The 18,090-nt window shown below is 66.6% G+C and carries 19 protein-coding genes; 4 read left to right on the plus strand and 15 right to left on the minus strand.

The genetic code is table 11. The features are described from left to right. The first annotated feature begins 109 nt into the window (after positions 1-109). Positions 110-1,519, plus strand: a complete 1,410-nt coding sequence (locus tag ASE95_RS00400) for an MFS transporter (protein ID WP_056629916.1) — start codon at positions 110-112, stop codon at positions 1,517-1,519. Between the two features lie 219 nt (positions 1,520-1,738). Here the strand turns inward: ASE95_RS00400 and ASE95_RS00405 are convergent, their stop codons facing one another. From ASE95_RS00405 to radA, 13 genes are all read right to left on the minus strand, one after another. Continuing rightward, on the minus strand, positions 1,739-1,921 hold the full coding sequence (locus ASE95_RS00405; RefSeq protein ID WP_056629920.1) for a CsbD family protein: 183 nt from the start codon (positions 1,919-1,921) through the stop codon (positions 1,739-1,741). Between the two features lie 93 nt (positions 1,922-2,014). Continuing rightward, positions 2,015-2,155 carry an entericidin A/B family lipoprotein gene (locus tag ASE95_RS17465; RefSeq protein ID WP_156347826.1) on the minus strand — a complete coding sequence of 47 codons (141 nt, stop codon included), beginning with the start codon at positions 2,153-2,155 and terminating at the stop codon, positions 2,015-2,017. Between the two features lie 64 nt (positions 2,156-2,219). After that, positions 2,220-3,101, minus strand: a complete 882-nt coding sequence (locus ASE95_RS00410) for a hypothetical protein (protein WP_056629923.1) — start codon at positions 3,099-3,101, stop codon at positions 2,220-2,222. Positions 3,102-3,135: 34 nt separating this feature from the next. Next, positions 3,136-3,327 (minus strand): CsbD family protein, encoded by a 192-nt coding sequence (locus ASE95_RS00415; RefSeq protein ID WP_056629926.1) that lies wholly within the window; start codon positions 3,325-3,327, stop codon positions 3,136-3,138. Further along, positions 3,324-4,844, minus strand: coding sequence for a helix-turn-helix transcriptional regulator (locus tag ASE95_RS00420; protein ID WP_056629928.1), 1,521 nt, complete (start codon positions 4,842-4,844; stop codon positions 3,324-3,326). The genes ASE95_RS00415 and ASE95_RS00420 overlap by 4 nt, the downstream gene beginning before the upstream one ends. A 5-nt stretch (positions 4,845-4,849) precedes the next feature. Next, a complete protein-coding gene (locus ASE95_RS00425; RefSeq protein ID WP_056629931.1) occupies positions 4,850-5,215 on the minus strand; it encodes a CsbD family protein in 366 nt (121 codons plus the stop codon). A 37-nt stretch (positions 5,216-5,252) separates the two neighbouring features. After that, complete coding sequence (locus ASE95_RS00430; RefSeq protein ID WP_235528105.1) at positions 5,253-5,669, minus strand: hypothetical protein; 417 nt, start codon at positions 5,667-5,669, stop codon at positions 5,253-5,255. Positions 5,670-5,957: 288 nt separating this feature from the next. Then, positions 5,958-6,212, minus strand: coding sequence for a hypothetical protein (locus ASE95_RS17470; protein ID WP_156347827.1), 255 nt, complete (start codon positions 6,210-6,212; stop codon positions 5,958-5,960). Between the two features lie 200 nt (positions 6,213-6,412). Continuing rightward, complete coding sequence (locus ASE95_RS00435; RefSeq protein WP_056632794.1) at positions 6,413-6,730, minus strand: DUF423 domain-containing protein; 318 nt, start codon at positions 6,728-6,730, stop codon at positions 6,413-6,415. Positions 6,731-6,741: 11 nt separating this feature from the next. Further along, complete coding sequence (locus ASE95_RS00440) at positions 6,742-8,505, minus strand: cation:proton antiporter domain-containing protein (protein WP_056629939.1); 1,764 nt, start codon at positions 8,503-8,505, stop codon at positions 6,742-6,744. Continuing rightward, entirely contained in the window at positions 8,505-8,996 is a 492-nt protein-coding gene (locus ASE95_RS00445) for an iron-sulfur cluster assembly scaffold protein (RefSeq protein ID WP_082449374.1), read from the minus strand. The genes ASE95_RS00440 and ASE95_RS00445 overlap by 1 nt, the downstream gene beginning before the upstream one ends. Continuing rightward, positions 8,993-9,547 (minus strand): CvpA family protein, encoded by a 555-nt coding sequence (locus ASE95_RS00450; protein WP_056629944.1) that lies wholly within the window; start codon positions 9,545-9,547, stop codon positions 8,993-8,995. Before ASE95_RS00450 ends, ASE95_RS00445 begins: the two co-directional genes overlap by 4 nt. Before the next feature lie 40 nt (positions 9,548-9,587). Beyond that, positions 9,588-10,958, minus strand: coding sequence for a DNA repair protein RadA (gene radA, locus ASE95_RS00455; protein ID WP_056629948.1), 1,371 nt, complete (start codon positions 10,956-10,958; stop codon positions 9,588-9,590). Between the two features lie 159 nt (positions 10,959-11,117). Between radA and ASE95_RS00460 the strand changes: the two genes are divergently transcribed. Further along, the gene (locus ASE95_RS00460) at positions 11,118-11,771 is read left to right on the plus strand and encodes a hypothetical protein (RefSeq protein WP_156347828.1); all 654 of its coding nucleotides are present in this window, start codon (positions 11,118-11,120) and stop codon (positions 11,769-11,771) included. A gap of 118 nt (positions 11,772-11,889) precedes the next feature. Here the strand turns inward: ASE95_RS00460 and alaS are convergent, their stop codons facing one another. Then, positions 11,890-14,553 (minus strand): alanine--tRNA ligase, encoded by a 2,664-nt coding sequence (alaS, locus tag ASE95_RS00465; RefSeq protein ID WP_056629953.1) that lies wholly within the window; start codon positions 14,551-14,553, stop codon positions 11,890-11,892. 156 nt (positions 14,554-14,709) lie between these two features. Here alaS and ASE95_RS18130 point away from each other — a divergent pair, with 156 nt between their 5' ends. Then, positions 14,710-15,429, plus strand: coding sequence for a choice-of-anchor E domain-containing protein (locus tag ASE95_RS18130; protein ID WP_056629957.1), 720 nt, complete (start codon positions 14,710-14,712; stop codon positions 15,427-15,429). On the opposite strand, the gene ASE95_RS00475 is transcribed toward ASE95_RS18130, so the two are convergent. Continuing rightward, a complete protein-coding gene (locus ASE95_RS00475) occupies positions 15,426-16,682 on the minus strand; it encodes a M24 family metallopeptidase (protein WP_056629961.1) in 1,257 nt (418 codons plus the stop codon). The genes ASE95_RS18130 and ASE95_RS00475 overlap by 4 nt on opposite strands. 72 nt (positions 16,683-16,754) lie before the next feature. Here ASE95_RS00475 and ASE95_RS00480 point away from each other — a divergent pair, with 72 nt between their 5' ends. Beyond that, complete coding sequence (locus ASE95_RS00480; protein WP_056629964.1) at positions 16,755-18,077, plus strand: dicarboxylate/amino acid:cation symporter; 1,323 nt, start codon at positions 16,755-16,757, stop codon at positions 18,075-18,077. Positions 18,078-18,090 lie beyond the last annotated feature (13 nt).

Below are 18,090 nucleotides of genomic sequence, written 5' to 3' on the forward strand. Positions count from 1 at the left end.
ATTCGTCATGATGGTCTTTTGCGATACCAACGCGCCGGGAACAACCCCGGCGGCAGCGCGTCCACCCGCGCAGGATGAGGCCCCCATCGCCGCCCCGCCGTCGCCCGCTATGACGACCACCGCCGCACCGGACGGCTTGCCCCTGCCGCGCCGCTACGCCGCGATCGCCTCGTTGTGTTTCGGCACCGCGCTGGTCATCATCGACGGCGGCGTCGCGAACGTGGCGTTGCCGACGATCGCACGCGACCTGCACGTCGGGTCGTCGTCGGTCGTCGCGATCGTCACCGTCTATCAACTGATGCTGGTCATGCTGATGCTGCCCTTCGCCGGTCTTGGTGACCGCATCGGGCTGAAGCGCATGTACCAGCTGGGCCAGCTGATCTTCACCGTTGCGACGTTGTTGTGCTTCTTCGCGAAAAGCCTGCCGTTTCTCCTCGTGGTGCGCGCGGTGCAGGCGATCGGCGCGGCGGGTGCGCTGGCGGTCGCCTCGTCCCTGATCCGGCAGACCTATCCCGCTGCGCAGCTCGGGCGCGGGCTGGGCGTCAACTCGGTGGTGGTCGCCTCGTCCGCCGCCGCGGCGCCAACGATCGGCGGGCTGGTGCTGTCGGTCGCTCCATGGCCATGGGTCTTCGCCAGCGCGATCCCGTTTGCGGTCGCCTCGCTCGTGCTCGGTCGTGCCCTGCCCGATCCGGCGCCGAACGACCGTCCGTTCGACGTTACCGGCGCGGTGATGTGTGCGGCGATGTTCGGGCTGGTGATCGGCGGCGCGGAAAGCGCGGTGCATGGCGACAGCCCGGTCGTCTCGGTCGCCATCGTCCTGCTCGGCCTCATGATCGGGCGTATCTACGTTCGGCGCGAACGGACGAATGCGCAGCCGATCCTGCCGGTCGACCTCCTGTCGCGCCCGGTGATCGCCTTGTCTACGATCGGCGGGTTTACCGCGTTCACCGCCTCCATGACGTTGCTGCTGTCGACACCGTTCCGGCTGACGCACGAATATGGAATGACCGCCGCGGCGGTCGGCGCGGCGATCGCGCCGTGGCCGCTCACCAACATGATCGTCGCGCCGCTGATGGGCTGGCTGTCGGACCGGGTGCCGGCCGGCCTGCTCGGCGGGATCGGCATGGCGATCTCCGGCACGGCCTTGCTGCTGATCGGCTTCATGCCCCCCGATCCTTCGTGGTTCGACATCGCATGGCGCATGTCGTTGTGCGGCGCAGGGTTCGGGACGTTCCTGCCCCCGAACGCGCGGCTCATCATCGGTTCGGCCCCGCGGGAGCGCGCCGCCGCGGCCGGCGGGCTGGTCAGCACCGTGCGGTTGGTCGGTCAGACCACCGGTGCGACGCTCGTCGCTGCGTTGCTGGCGCTGAACGTGGGGGCGGGCGCGACGCCGGCGCTGGTCGCCGCCGGCCTGGCGCTGGTCGCGGGACTGTGCAGCCTGGCGCGCCTGCGCCCGTCGATCCGTGATCCGCATCGCGACGAAGCGGACGACGTACAGCCGGCCGCAGGGGTACGATGAGAACACACCGCACGCGTCGATCAGATCTATCGCGCACGAGACGATCGTTCCCGAACAACGCCGCCGCGTGTGTCACGCCATACAGGCGTCACCCGGGCGTGGACGATTCGGGGATTTCGACTGTTACCCCGACAACAATGTCCGGGTGTGGAGCCGAAACTCACGCCGCCCGGACATCGTGCCCGGCAGGGCCGTCGAACCGACAGCCCCGCCCGATCGTCAGATCTTGTCGCCGAGCGCGCCCTTGACGCTGCCCTTCACGTCCTGGCCGGTGCCCTTCAGCTGCTGGGCATCGCCCTCCGCTTCGAGCCGCTCGTTGCCGGTTGCCTTGCCGACTTCTTCCTTGATCGTGCCGACGACCTTGTTTGCCGCCGCGCTGATCTTGTCGCTGAACTCGCCCATGATGACCTCCTTTAAAAGCCTGCCGATCGTGACAGTCGTGTTATGAACCCGGCGCGGGGCGTCGTCGTTCCACGGCGCGCCCTGCCGCGGCCATTACTTCTCGTTCTGGCCAGACGCATCCGACACCACGGACCCCGCGGACTTCATGTCCTTGCCCGCACCGTTCACCGTGTTGCACGCGGTGAGCGCGATCATCGCGGTCAGGGCGATGGTCGTTCCGATCTTCCCGGTCATGGCATTCTCCTTGGTGATGAAGAGGGGGTGCGGCGGGCCGGATACGCCGGCCCGCCACCTTCGATCAGCGCAACCTGCGACGGGTCGCCGTCGTTGCGCCGAACGTTGCCGCCGCCGCACCGACCAGCAAGGCCAGCACCAGGACGGACGACGTTCCCGCCGCTGCGCCTGCGGCCTTGTCGGTCGCCGACTTGGCGGTGGCGACGGTCTGGTTCTTGGTCTGGACGAACTGCTGCTTGGCGCGCGTCACTTGCGCCTGCGCCTCGGGGCGGCTGATCCTGCGCTGCGCCGCCACGATATCGACGATGCGGCGTTCGGCCCGCTGACCATCGGTGCCGCCGCGTGCGAGCGCCGGCAACTGGCTCGCGATTTCCTTCTGCGCCTGCTCCGGCGTCATCTGCGCCGGATCGGACGGCGCGTCCGACAGGTACGCCGCCGCCTCGCTGCGAATGTCGCCTTCATCTACGCCGGCCACCGATGCCGCCGCCGGCACCGCTGCCGCAACGGTGGTGCCCGCGCCGCCCGCGACCGCGCCGACGGTGCGGAACGCCCCGCCGATGATCCCGCCGACCGCCGAGGTGAGCAGATACAGCGTCAGGATCAATGTCACGCCCCATACGACCAGCCCGTGGACCAGCGCGTCGAACCGCTCGTGCACGCCCGCCACCCGCGCCGCGGCGTAACCGCCAGCGCCCAGCGCGACGACGGTGGTGACCAGCCAGTAGATCCCGGCCCCGATCCCGAACCCGGCCGCCCCCGGCGTCGTCCCCGCGACCGGATCGACCATCGTCAGCCCGATGCCGGCGCCAAGGATGCCCAGCACCAGCTGTACCGCGACGGCGATGACCACGCCGGCGAAGATCGCGCCCCACGATACCCGGGTATGCGTATCGCGCAGACGCGCGTCGTCAACCGGCGCGAGGCCGGTGGTTGCAATGCTAACCATGTTTACTCCTGTTGAAATCGAATGATCGCCGCGGTCAGCGCCGCGATGATGGTGTTTCCTGCGCGTCGGGGGCGTCGGCATCGTCCTGCTCGCCGGCACCGGCCTGCTTCTTGGCCGTGCCCTGCGCCTGCGCCACATCGTCGCCGATCAGCTTGCCGATCGCCTCCTGTACGGAACCCTTGGCCTTCCGCGCCCCGGCTGCATCGCGATCCCGCCCGGCGGTCATGCTACCGTCTCCGGAGCCGCCCTGCTGATCGCCACGCCCTCCCCGTCGAAGCCGCGTGCCCGCGCCCAGGCGACCGCCGCGATGCGACGGTTGACGCCGATCTTGCCATAGATCCGCGCGACATGGTTGCGCACGGTGTTGCTGGCCACGTTCAGCGATCGCGCGATCGTCTTGTCGTCATACCCGCGACAGATCAGCGCCAGCACATCGCGCTCGCGCGCGGTCAGGTCGTCCAGCCCCGGCCCGTCGACCTCCACCCTGGGCGCGCGCAGCCGGGCCAGCTTGTCCATCACGGTGCGGCTGAACCAGCTGGTGTCCTTCATCACCGCCTCGATCGCCTCGACCAGCTCCATCTCGGTCGCCTTGCGCTGGGTGATATCCTGGAACGCCCACAGGACGCATGCTTCGCCGCCCAGCCGGATCGCCTCCGTCGACACGATGCAATCGATCCTCGCACCGTCCTTGGCGTGGATGCACGCGTCGTGCGCCCGCAGGTCGTGGCCACCGTCGATCGCACTTTCGATGCGCTCGCGCACCGCGCCGCTCTCCCACAACTCCACCTCGCCCAGCGGTCGGCCGATGATCTCGGTCGCGTCATAACCGGTCATCCTGGTGAAGCTGGTGTTGACCTCGCACAGCAGATGGCCGTCGCGCACGCCGATCGCCATCGGCACCGGCGCCAGCTGGAACGTGCGCGTGAAACGCTCCTCGCTCTGGCGCAATGCGCCCTCCGCCTTGCGACGCGGTTCCAGATCGGCGAAGGTGAACAGCATGCACGGCTGATCGCCCATGTCGATCGGCTGCCCTGCTACGATCACCAGCCGGGTGCCGCCGTCCGACAACTCCAGCTCCGCCTCCATCTGCGGGATGGTCCGTCCCTCGCTCAGCCGCTCCTTGGCCAGATCGCGGCGATCCGCATGCCGCAGCACGTCGATGTCGTAGACGGTGCGCGACAGCACCTGATCGCGCGACCGGCCGATCATCTCCAGAAAACCCTGGTTGACCTTCACGAACCGCAAATCCTTCAGCCGACAGATGACCGCGGGCGCGGGATTGGCATTGAACGACTGTTCGAACCGGTCTTCCGCCTCGAACTTCGCGGAAACGTCCTGGATGACCAGCACCAGACATGCCGGCTCGCCATCGTCGTCGTCGTTCAGCACCAGGCTGCGGACCTGATGCACCCAGCGCGGCTCCTCCTCGCCGGCGACGGTCACCTCGACCACCACTTCTGAAAAGGCGTCGCCCGCCACCACGCGTTCGATGGGATAATCGTCCGCAGCCAGCCGGTGGTTGTTGCGGTAACGCAGTTGGAAGCGCGCCCGATATTCGTCGACTGTTGCGCCAAGTTCGGCGATGTCCTTCACCCCATGCATCGCCAGGGCGGCATCGTTCGCCCACAACAGGCTCTGGTCGGGATCGATCAGGATCACGCCCTCGTCCAGTCCGACGATGATCTGCCGCAAATGCCGCAGGTCGGCGGTTTCACGCAGGGTCTTGAACGATGCCTCGGCCATCGGGATCAGGCGCGCCGGGCGTGAACGAACCACGCCAGCGCATAGCCGCCGATCGCGGCCGCCACGGCCCACAAGGCGGGCTGGTCCCTGGCGGTCTGCGCTGCGGCCCGGCCGCCGTGCTGCGCGCTGTCGGCAAGCCGTGCGCCCGCCACCTTCAACCGGTCACGCGCCTCTTCCGCCAGTTCGGGCGCACTGTCGATCGCGTCGGAGGCGATCGATCGCGCGCGGCCATACGTGTGCTGCGCAGCCCCTGCGACCTGATCGACCACGCCGTTGACCTTCCAGTCGCGACTGTCGATCGTGTCGCCGACGGTCTTCTCCACCTTGCCGGCGACGTAGCGGGTTCCGCCCTTGAATTCGTCGTTGTTCATAATCGTATCCTTTGAAAATCAGGTCCGTGCGCTGCACTCAGGGCAGCACGCCGCAACCCGCCGCGGCCTTGCCCACCGCCACAGCGATGGCCGGGTCCTTCAGCTCGCCGGCGACCCGCAGAAGATCGCCCACCGTCAACACACCGGGGTCCGTGTCGCCCTTGCGATACGCCGCGGCAGCCCGGCCGAGTTTCTGCAGCTGACCCAGCGACAGGTCGCGCTGCAACCGCGTGCCGACGCAATCGGCGCGCTGCTCGTCCAGGCCGTAACGCTGCAGTCCGCTGGAGACGCGCGTCGCCGGCGCGGCACAACCTGATATCGCCGTTGCCATCAGCAACGCGGCAACCATGACTTTCATCGTCCCGTATCTCCGCGACCGATGTCGCTGAGACACGACCGGTTCGGGCGCATCAACCGTCCACCATGCTTCGCGTTCCTGGTCCTGTTGCGCCATGACAGGAGCAGGAAATACCATTTGAGATCATCATCGGCCGCCGTTCGGCAGTCCCGTTGCATTAATCGAAGTCGTTGATCCGCGTTCACGCGAGACTTCGCGATGCTCCCGCGAGATTCGGGCGGGACCGCACTTTTGCCGTCCCATTCGGGTCCGTAGCGGCTCGCCATCCCGCTCGCACCAGAGCGGTCACCGGCGCGAAAGGGGAACAGCGCGACCCGCTTCGAACGAACGCCTTCGCCTCGCTCCCGGTTAACTCTCCTGCCGTCGCGTCACTCGCGCTTTGGTTCAGGTGCGCAATGCAGGCTGCTTGTCGTCACGGCGACTGCCGCGGGATTCCGGCACATCCAGCCCTTCGGGATCGGCGTCCCGGACCGGCCGCATGATCGGCTTGCCAAGCATACATCCCCGATGGCCGCGAACGGCGGGTGCGGGCCGAGACTGCGGATCGTGACGGGTCTGGAACTCGGCGTCGGGCATCACGGCCTCGAAGTCGAAACGCCTCTCCCAAATCCCGCCCCGCCAGCGACCTGCCAGAAACATCGCACGATCGCATGATCCGCCGCGCAACGGGGAGTCTCGGGTGCGCGCGCGAGCAGGCGACACCCCCGCCGCCCTCGTCGCGGCCGCGACCTTCGCTAGGTGGAGGAACCGGCGTAACGGCACGCTTGCCTGATCCCCGGAAACGCGCGCCGCTGCCGCTCGTCCCCGATGCGTCGCCAACAAGACCGCCCGACGCGGCGTTACCCGCGCATCCCGCTCCACGCCAGCCACATCCACCCCGCGATCAGCAACGTTCCGCCGATCGGCGTCACCGCGCCCAGCCAGCGCGGCAGACCCAGTGCCATCAGGTACAGCGTCCCCGCGAAGATCGCACCGCCCGCCAGAAACAGCCACGCCGGTCCCCGCATCTCCATCCGGACCGCGACCAGCGCCGCCAGCGCATGAACCAGCTGGTAATGCGCGCCGGTCTTCAGCCACTCGACCGCGGCGCCCGACGCACCGTGCGCGCCGAACGCGCCCGCCGCCACGGCCAACGCGCCCGACAGGGCCGCCAGCATCACGATCACGCTCACGGCCGTTCACCCCCGCCCCATGGATGCTGCTCGACGACCATCGCCCGCGCGGCGCGTATGTCCCCGGCCTCGACCTGGATACGCAAGCGTTCCTTGTCCCGGGCGCGGTACATCTGCTCGGCACGGTCGATCTCGGCCGGCGCGATGCCCAGCCCACCCATCGCGAGCCGCGCCATGCGCACCGCCGATTCCAGCACCTCGCGCACCACCGCACGCGCGGGTCCCGGTTTCAGCTTGACGAGGGCACGTCGGTCGAACGCCCGCACGTACAGGGCGGCATTCGGAAACGCCTCGTGCACCGCCTCCAGCTGTTCGGGCGAAAGTTGGTCTCCGTCCATGCAGAACAGGATCAACTCGGCGTCCGCAGCGCCCGCCTGCCGCAACAGATCGAGCCGGGTGCCGTCGCCGTAATAGACCTTGGACCCGAACTCTGCGGCGATGTCGATCATCTCGATATCGGTGTCGATCAGCGTGACGGGGATATCCTGCGTCATCAGCATCTGGCCGACGGTCTGCCCGAAGCGTCCGTAGCCGACGATGATCGCATTGGCCCCGTCCGCCCTCGGCCCGTCGCGACCGTCCGAAACGGCGATCGGTTCCTCGCGGAACCGCCGCGTGAACATCATCAGGAACGGCGTGGTCGCCATCGACAGCGTGATGATCGCGCCGAACAGGCTGGCGGCGTCTGGTGCGATCAGCAACGCGTTCTGCGCCTGCGCCAGCAACACGAAACCGAACTCGCCGCCCTGGCTCAGCAACAGCCCCAGCGCCAGCGCCTGCCGCCACCCCATGCGAAACACGAGTCCCAGCAAGGTGATGATCCCCGCCTTGGTCGCGATCAGCGCCGCCGCCATCGCCACCACAAACACCGGGCGCTCGGCGATCGCGCCCAGATTCAGCATCATGCCCACCGCCAGGAAGAACAGCCCGAGCAGGATTGCGCGAAACGGTTCGACATCGGCTTCCAGTTCGTGGCGATACGGGCTGTCGGCCAGCATCACGCCCGCCACGAACGCGCCCAGCGCTGTCGAAAGGCCCAGGAACTCCATCACCGCCGCCGCGGCGATCACCGTGAACAGCGCGGCGAAGACGAACATCTCCCGCTCGCCCAGATTGCCGATCAACCGGAACAGCGGGCGCAGGATGAACCGGCCTGCCGCCACCAGCCCGCCGATCGCGACGACCGTGTACAAGCCCAGCAGCCAGCCGGACGGTCCGCCGACCTCGGCGGGATTTCGGCTCATGGCGGCGATGATCGTGATCATCGGGATGATCGACAGGTCCTGGAACAGCAGGATCGAAAACGCGCGCTCACCGAACGGCGTGCGCAGCCGACCGGCGGATTGCAGCATCGGCAACACCTGCGCCGTCGACGACAGCGCCAGCGGCATCCCCACCGCCAGCGCCGCCGCCAGCGAGAAGCGGGCCGCCAGCGCCAGGATCGCGGCCAGCACGAAACCGCAGGCGACGACCTGGATCAATCCCAGTCCGAAGATATCCTCTTTCAGCCGCCACAGCCGCTGCGGGCTAAGTTCCAGCCCGACGATGAACAGCAGCAGCGTAATGCCAAGCTCGGCGAACCCCAGCTTGCTCTCGGCATCGCCGACCAGCCCCAGCAACTGCGGTCCGACGATCGCGCCCGCCACCAAAAAGCCCAATGTCGCGCCCAGGCCGAGCCGGCGGAACACCAGCACGAACACCAGCCCCGACCCAAGCAGGATCGTCCCGTCGCGGACCATCGAAACGCCGGCATGTTCCATCAATCGTGCCCAGCCGGCGCGTCACCGATGCGAATCTGCCCATTTCGGGTAACACTGTCCTGCGCCCGGCCCGCCCGCGCCTGCTCCGCGGCTTCCGCCGCCGCCTCGAACGCCAGCCGGATCGAGGCGTGTCGCGCGGTCAGTTTCAGCCCCGGGGTAAACAGCGCCATACCCGGCCAATCCGGCACGTCTCCGGTGCCAGCAAGCCACTTCGTCAGTTCATCGCGCGCGACGATAATCTCTTCTACCGAGCGGCCGACGACATGTTGCGCCATCAGCGTCGAGGATGCTTGTCCGAGTAAACACGCCCGAACCTGCGTGCCGACCGCGGCGATCCGGCCATCCTCGCCCAGGCGCACGTCCACCGTCACGCGGCTTCCACAAACCGGAGAGCGACGTTCGGTCGATCCCGTCGCATCGGCCAGTCGATCCGGGAAGGGGTTTCCGATCGCCAGAGCGCTGATTTCAGGCGTGTATAATTCAAGGCTCATGATGTTGGGTCACTCTGGCGGGGGGCGGTTCGGGGGCCGAACACCGGCTGGCCCTTGCGGCGGCGATCGACGAAGTCGGCCACCGCCCCGCTGGTTGCGGCAAGCAGCGGATAGGTTCGCGCACTCTTCAACCAGATCGGCCGTCGACTCGGTCCGCCCCCGACCAGATCGAGCGCCAACACCAGGAAGAGATAGGCAAGACTGGCCAGAATCAATCCTTTGAGCGCGCCGAAGCCGAAGCCCAGCGCGCGATCGATCGGTCCCAGCACCGATGTGCGGGTGCGCGCGGCGATCGCATTGATGACGATCCGGCTGAGCAGGTAGGTGCCGCCCGTCAGCACCACGAACGCCAGCACCGCGGCACCCGACACGCTGGCGATCGATCCGGCCAACGCCTTCGCAAGGGGCAAGTGAAAGATCTTCAACGCGAAAATCATCGCCACCCAGGCGAATAACGCCAGCACTTCACCGACGAACCCACGCCGCATGCCCCCGATCGCCGCCAGTGCGACCAGCACGAAAACGGCGATGTCGAGCGGTTGCAGGTTCATGCGCCTTCCTTATGGCCGGTTGATGCGCTCGGCTAGTGGCTCAACCGCGGCCGAGCATATGGTCGACGAACTGCCCCAAGGTACGGAAGGCCGACTGCCGCATCGCGCCCTTTTCGACCGCCGCCGGCAACAGGGCACGCTCGAATCCAAGCTTGGCGGCCTCCTTCAGCCGCAGCGGAGCATGTGCGACCGGGCGAAGTTCACCCGACAGCGCAATTTCCCCGAAGGCCACCGCGTCGACCGGCACCGGGCGCTCGCTCAGCGCCGATACCAGTGCCGCCGCCACGGCCAGATCCGCAGCAGGATCCTGAATGCGATACCCGCCGGCGACGTTCAGATAAACCTCGCACGTCGAGAAGCTGAGCCCGCATCGTGCCTCCAGCACCGCGAGGATCATCGCAAGGCGCCCCGAGTCCCACCCGACTACCGCGCGGCGCGGCGTCGCCCCGCTCGCCAATCGTACCACCAGCGCCTGGATCTCGACCAGAACGGGCCGCGTGCCCTCCAGCGCGGGAAAGACGGTCGCTCCCGTCACACCCTCCTCACGCTGGGTCAGGAACAGGGCGGAAGGGTTTGACACCTCGACCAATCCGTCGCCCGCCATCGCGAACACGCCGATCTCGTCTGTACCACCGAAGCGGTTCTTCAGGCTACGCAGGATGCGATATTGGTGGCTACGCTCACCCTCGAAGCTCAGCACCGTGTCGACCATATGTTCCAGCACGCGCGGCCCCGCGATGCTGCCGTCCTTTGTGACATGTCCGACCAGCACCACCGCCGTGCCGCGTTCCTTGGCGAAGCGGATCAGTTCCTGCGAGGACGCGCGCACCTGGCTGACCGTGCCCGGTGCCCCTTCGATGAGGTCCGAATGCATCGTCTGGATCGAGTCGATGACCAGCAAACGCGGCGGCGTTCCCTGACCCAATGTGGTCAGGATGTCGCGCGTGGACGTGGCCGCTGCCAATTGCACGGGGGCATCGCCCAGCCCGAGCCGCCTTGCCCGCAACCGCACCTGATCGGCCGCTTCTTCGCCAGAAACGTAAGCAACATCATGCCCGGCCCGGGCCAGCGCCGCCGCCGCCTGCAACAACAGCGTCGACTTGCCGATACCGGGGTCGCCGCCGATCAAGGTCGCGGATCCGGCCACCAGTCCGCCGCCCAACGCGCGGTCGAATTCGGCGATGCCGAACGGCAATCGATCCGGCAACGTCGCCTCGGCATCCAGGGCGGAAAGCACGATCGTGCGTCCGCCGCCCTGCAAATTATGCTTTGCCTGGAACGGCGTGGCAGCAACAGCCGGGGCTTCCTCCACCAGCGTGTTCCATTCGTTGCAATCCGCGCATTGACCCTGCCAGCGGTGGCTGACCGATCCGCATGACTGACATACAAATCTCTTCTGAACCTTGGCCATGCGTTCACGTAGCGCATCAGGAACGATCAGGGAACACCGCTATCATGAACAAGTCGTTCATCGCACGTGCAGGCAGCAGGGCACAGTTTCGGAACCGAGATCGCAGCCGACCGTTTCGGTGTCGATCCATCTTTTCATCAACGAGTATGGGAGTTCCTCGTGAAGAACTTTGCTATCTTCGCCCTCGCCACCACCGCTTTCGTGTCCGGCGCTGCCAGCGCGCAGGCTCCGGCGCAGGCACCCGCCACTGCCGCGGCTCCCACCGGGGCGGCTGTAACGACCGGTGCCACGGTCTATGACACGTCGGGCGGGGTGGTTGGCACCGTGGAGAGCACCGACGGCACCACAGCCATTGTCAACACCGGCACGGTCAAGGCGGGTATTCCGCTGACGTCGCTTGGGCAGGGCGCGCAGGGTCCGGTGCTGGCGATGACCAAGGCGCAGCTTGAGGCGGCAGCTGGTCAGCAGCAGGCGCAGGCGACCGCCGAGTTCAAGTCGAAGCTGGTTCCCGGTGCGACGGTGTACGGCACCGGCGGCACGCAGCTGGGCACGATCAAGTCGGTGGACGCCAGCGGCGTGACCCTCACTACGGCGGATGGTGACGCAGTGCTGCCGGTCACCGGCTTCGGTCCGGGACCGCAGGGCATCTTGCTCGGCATGACTGCCGAACAGCTTAAGGCCGCGATGAGCGCAGCCGCGCCGGCGGCGTCGGCCGGTGCCGCCACCGATGCTGCAGCCACCGATCAGGCGGCCGCAACGACCGAGGCGACCACGACGACGACAACTACCAAGTCGAAGCGCAAGCCGCGTTAATCGCATGAGCGTCGGAGTCCAACGCTCCGCTGCTCATTCGCCAGAAAGCCGCCGCCGGTACTTTCATCGTACCGGCGGCGTTTTTGCATCTACATGGCCGGCAGACAGTCGAAGGCTATCAGAGTGTTGGCGGACCTTGTTCCAGTGCGGAGCGAACCGCAGCGACCGCATCGGCGGCCTTGTCGCCACCCGGGCCCCCACCTTGCGCCATATCGGGTCGTCCACCACCGCCCTGCCCGCCAAGTACCGGCACGGCTATCCGCAGCAGGTCGACCGCGCTGATCCGGCCGAGCAGATCATCGGTGACACCGACCGCAATCGAGGCACGGCCTTCGTTGACTGCGACCAGCACCGCCACCCCGGAGCCGATCCGCGTCTTGGCCTCGTCGACCGCGCCACGCAGTCCCTTTGCTTCGAAATCGAGTAGGACCTGCCCCACAAAACCCACGCCGCCGACCATTTCCGCAGCGGCCGCATCGCGGCCGCCGCCGCCGCCAAGCGCTAGCGACTTCTTCGCATCGGCCAATTCACGCTCCAGCCGACGTCGCTCCTCGATCAACGCGGCCACCCGTGCGGGCACCTCGTCCGGGGAGGTCTTCAATGCAGTCGCGGCTTCCCGCAATTTCTCGTCGCGCGCGTTGAGCCAGCTCCGCGCCGCTTCACCGGTCAACGCCTCGACCCGCCGCACGCCCGAGGAAACCGCGCTCTCGCCGATGATTTTGAAGATACCGATGTCGCCCAGCGCCCGTACATGCGTGCCGCCGCACAACTCGATCGAATAGGTCGTGCCGTCGTCGGCATTCCCCATCGACACGACCCGCACCTCGTCGCCGTATTTCTCACCGAACAACGCCATCGCGCCCATCTCGATCGCTTCATCGGGAGTCATCAGGCGTGTCTCGACGCTGCCATTGCCGCGCACCTGCGCGTTCACCGCACGTTCCGCCTCGGCCAGTTCCTCTGCCGACATCGCACTGGAATGCGACACGTCGAAGCGCAGGCGTTCCGGAGCGACCAAAGACCCCTTCTGCGCTACATGGGTGCCCAGCTTCTGACGCAGTGCTTCATGCAACAGGTGCGTCGCGGAGTGATTGGCCCGGATCGCGGCCCGGCGTGCGACATCGATCGCGAGCCGTACGGGATCGCCGATCTTCACTTCCCCGGCAGAAATCGTCGCACGGTGGACGAACAGCTTGCCCAACTGCTTCGACGTGTCGGCAACTTCGGCCTGCAAACCACTGTCATTGGAGATCTTGCCGGCATCACCGACCTGACCACCACTCTCGCCATAGAATGGGGTCTGGTTGACGATCACGTCGACCTGCTCCCCCGCGCCCGCACGCTCGACGCGCTCGCCGTCCTTGACCAAGGCCAGCACGACGCCTTCACCGACCTCGCTGGCATAACCCGTGAATTCGGTCGGCCCGACCTCCTCGACCAGATCGAACCACAGCTCGTCGGAGGCGCGCGCACCTGACCCCTTCCATGCAGCGCGGGCGGCCCGCTTCTGCTCGGCCATCGCGGCATCGAAGCCCGCACGGTCGACCTTGAAATCCTGCGCGCGCAGCGCATCCTCGGTCAAATCATAGGGAAAACCATAGGTATCGTAGAGGCGAAACGCCGTGTCGCCGGCCAGCGTATCGCCCGCCTTCATCCCTGCGGTGGCATCGTCGAGCAGGCGCAGTCCCTTGTCGAGCGTCTGTCGGAAGCGCGTCTCCTCCTGGCGCAGCGTAGCCTCGATAAGCGGTTGGGCGCGGACGAGTTCCGGATAGGCCGCCCCCATTTCCGCCACCAGTGCGGGCACCAGCCGGTGCATCAACGGCTCCTTGGCGGCCAGCAGATGCGCGTGTCGCATCGCCCGGCGCATGATCCGGCGCAGCACATAACCGCGCCCTTCGTTGGCGGGCAGCACGCCGTCCGCCACCAGAAAGCCGGCGCAACGCAAGTGATCCGCGATGACACGGTGGCTGGCCTGGTTCTCTCCCGTGGTGGCGGTGTGCGTCATCGCGCCGGAAGCGGCGATCAGCGCCTTGAACGTGTCGGTGTCGTAATTGTCGGTCACGCCCTGCATGACGGCGGCAATCCGTTCCAGGCCCATGCCGGTGTCGATCGAGGGGCGCGGGAGATCGCCGACGATCGCATCGGCCTCCTGCACGAACTGCATGAACACGAGATTCCAGATCTCGACGAAACGATCGCCATCCTCATCGGGCGATCCGGGCGGACCACCGGCGATATGCTCGCCATGGTCGTAGAAAATTTCGGAACATGGCCCGCATGGCCCATCCGAACCCATTGCCCAGAAATTGTCCTTGGTCGGGATGCGGATGATGCGATGATCGGGCAGGCCGGCGATCTTCTTCCACAAATCGAACGCCTGATCGTCGGTGTGGAATACGGTCGCCGTCAGCTTGTCGGGCGAAAGCCCCCATTCTTTCGTCAGCAGCGTCCATGCATGGGTGATCGCCTGCTCCTTGAAATAGTCGCCGAAGCTGAAATTGCCCAGCATCTCGAAGAAGGTATGATGCCGCGCGGTGTAGCCGACATTGTCGAGATCGTTGTGCTTGCCGCCTGCCCGAACGCATTTCTGCGATGAGCTGGCGGTCGAATATGAGCGCTTTTCCAGCCCGGTAAACACGTTCTTGAACGGCACCATACCGGCATTGACGAACATCAGCGTCGGGTCGTTCTGCGGCACCAATGGCGCGGAGGGTACGATCTGGTGGCCGGCAGAGCCGAAATAGTCGAGGAACGAGCGGCGGATGTCGTTGGTAGCGGTCATACATGGTGACTTAATCCGCGAAACCCGCCGTGCCTAGTCGCCTCGACAGCGCCGCTGTTGCGCGAAAGTCACCTTCCGCCTCTTTCCGCCAAGTCGCCTTGTGACACGCACATGGGTGTGCAAGGCGGATCAAGAAGCAGGTGGGGGTTAACGACAATGAAAGGTTCATTCTGGCTCGCCGCGGCAGCGGCGGCTTGCCTGACGAACGCTGCGTGGGCTGCGACGATCATTCAGGTGGATAGTGAGCAGGGCGCCTTGCGCGGGTTCGACGGATTCGACCCCACACAAGGCACGCTCAACAAGGTCACCCTGACCGTCGACTTGACGAAGACGCGCGCATGGGTGGTGAGCGCACCATCCGGCGGCATTACCTCGGCGAGCATCGACTGGGCGATCGACGGCAAGTGGCTGTTTCGGTCCGACAATGACGCGCTCGGTCGCCCGCTCGTATCGCTGACCGGCACCGGCCGCAGCGACGTGATGCTGGATCGGGCATTCGACGATGTGTCGTTCGGATATTTCGAGGTCACCGCCACAGGAAGCGCAAGCTACGATTTCGACCCGGCGGAGTTCGTCGGCAGACGCACCACGTTCGATGGCTTCGATCTCGGTTACCTGATCGACTCGGGCGATACGCGCTTTTCGGGCGTGCCGCTTGGCGGAGAGATCAACCAGCTGTCGGAGGGTTGCGGCGTGCTGGGGGGCGAGCCGCTGCGGTTGCCGGAAAGCCTGTGCGGCGCCGCGAACTACACGTTGACGTACGACTACACGCCGGCCGTTCCCGAACCCGGGACATGGGCGATGATGCTGACCGGGTTCGTCGTGACCGGCGCGGCGCTGCGTCGGCGGCGTCGAACAGCGTCCGCATTGGGCTAGACAGGTCGATCGATCGAGGCCGGCGGGGTGCTGAACCACGCCGGTCCATCGGCGGCCATGTGGAAGCAATCCTCCAGTCGCACGCCGAACTTACCGGGCAGGTACAGCCCGGGCTCATCGGAAAAGCACATGCCCTGCGCCAGTCTGGTTTGCTCGCCGTGGACGAGGTTGACCGGCTCGTGCCCATCCATGCCGATCCCGTGACCGGTCCGATGCGAGAGGCCGGGCAAACGGTAGCCCGGTCCATAGCCCAGCCGCTCGTAGAAGGCGCGCACCGCATCATCCACAGCGCCGGCCGCCACACCGTTTCGCGCCGTGCTGAATGCCAGCGCCTGCCCGGCCCTGACCTGATCCCATACCTTGCGCTGCTCCGCGGTCGCCGTGCCGTGCACCCAGGTACGCGACACGTCGGACTGGTAGCCCAGCACGGTGCAACCGCAATCCATCAGCACCACTTGTCCGCCATCGACGCGAACGACCTCGCGGCTGCCATGCGGCAGCGCGGAGGCCGGACCGATCAACGCTAGGGCGAATTCCGGATCGCCGCCCAGCTTCCGGGTTGCGGCGTTCATCAGCGCGCCGATCTGCGCTCCCGTCATCCCCTTCTCAACCCGCGGATAGGTCCAGCGATAGGCGGCGATCGTCACGTCGGTCGCCAGTTGCATCAGCGCGATCTCGGCCGCGGTCTTCACCATGCGACAGCCGCGTACGACCGGGTTGGCGCTGACCAGTCGAGCACCGGGCAACGCGCGGGCCAGTCCGTCGAACGCAAAATAGCGGGCGCTCTCCTCGATACCCACCGATCGCCCCGCCAGCTTCCGGTCGCGCAGGAAGCCCGCGACCACTTTCAGCGGATCTTCATCCTCCTGCCAGACGCGAACCTCGGCGGGCACGGCCAACGTCTGTTGTACCGAAGGTTCCTCGAAGAAAGGCGTGACGATACACGGCTCGCCCTCCACCGGCAGGATCGCCGCGGTCAACCGCTCGCTTCGCCCCCAACGGACACCGGTGAAATAGATCAGGCTCGATCCGGGCTCGATCAGGATTGCACCGATACCGTTCGCGCGCATGAGCGTTTGCGCCCGCTCCAGCCGTGCCGCCCGCTCCGCCGCGCCGATCGGCGCCGCATTGGTGGTCAGGTCTGTAAGTGCCTCAAGGTCCGGCCCGGCGGCACGTACTGCGGACGCAGCCAGAAGCGCCACACCGCCGCCGAGCAGCGCGCGTCGGGTCGGGCGAAAGGACGGATGGGTCATGGCCGATAGCGATACGGCGCTTGACCGCGCCGCCGCAATCCCCTTCCTAGCGAGCACGTACGGGAGCATCGAATGGCCAAGCGGCTGACCTTCTACATTCTTGCCGGGCTGGTGCTCGGGCTGATCGTCGGACTTGGGCTGAACGGCTGGCTCGACGACGGAACGCCCGCGGCACAGGCGCGGACGACCGAGATCGCCGGATATTTCTCGATACTGACGACATTATTCCTGCGCCTCATCAAGATGATCATCGCTCCTCTGGTATTCGCGACACTGGTGTCGGGGATCGCGCAAATGGGCGATACCGCCGCACTCGGCCGGATAGGCGCGCGGAGCCTGGCGTGGTTCATCTCGGCAAGCCTGTTGTCGCTCAGCCTCGGGCTGGTGATGGTCAACCTGTTGCAGCCCGGCGTCGGCGTCGGCCTTGCCCTGCCGCCCGCAGGGCAGTCGAGCGGACTGGAGACCGCGGCGTTCAACCTCAAGGACTTCTTTACCCACATCGTGCCGGCATCGATGGTCGACGCGATGGCCAAGAACGAGATCCTGCAGATCGTCGTGATGTCGGTCTTCGTCGGCGTCGCGATCACCGCCGTGGGCGAGAAAGCGGCGCCGCTTGTGAAAGCGATCGATGCGCTGGTGCACGTCATGTTGCAGGTCACCGATTACGTCATGCGCGTTGCTCCGGTCGCGGTCTTCGCGGCGGTCGCGGGTACGCTGACCGAGCGCGGACCGGCGGTGATCGGCCAGCTCGCCTATTTCATGGGCAGCTTCTACCTGACCCTGCTGGCACTCTGGGCGGTGCTGCTCGGCATCGGCTTCCTCTTCATCGGCCCGCGTATCCGCGAGCTGATCCGCCATGTCCGCGAACCGTTGCTGGTGGCGTTCTCGACCGCGTCGTCGGAAGCGGCATATCCGCGTATGCTGGAGGCGCTCGACCGCTTCGGCGTGCCCCCGCGCATCGCCAGTTTCGTGCTGCCGCTCGGCTATTCGTTCAACCTCGACGGCTCGATGATCTACATGACGTTCGCGTCGATCTTCATCGCACAGGCTTATGGCATCGACATGTCGATGGGTCAGATGGTGACGATGCTGCTGGTGCTGATGGTCACCAGCAAGGGCATCGCCGGCGTGCCCCGCGCCAGCCTGGTCGTGATCGCCGCGACGTTGCCGATGTTCAACCTGCCCGAAGCGGGGCTGCTGCTGATCCTGGCGATCGATCACTTCCTCGACATGGGCCGCACCGCGACGAATGTGATCGGCAACGCGGTGGCAAGTGCGGTAATCGCCAAGTGGGAAGGCGGGCTTGACCCTCGTGAACCCATCGCTGTCGATCCGCCCGCCGCCCCCGCGGGCAATGGGCCGGCTCGCCCGGTGGAGAGCTTCCGCGACGTGTGAGCCGCTTCCGTGG

The organism is Sphingomonas sp. Leaf231 (assembly GCF_001421995.1).
Classification (GTDB): Bacteria; Pseudomonadota; Alphaproteobacteria; order Sphingomonadales; family Sphingomonadaceae; genus Sphingomonas.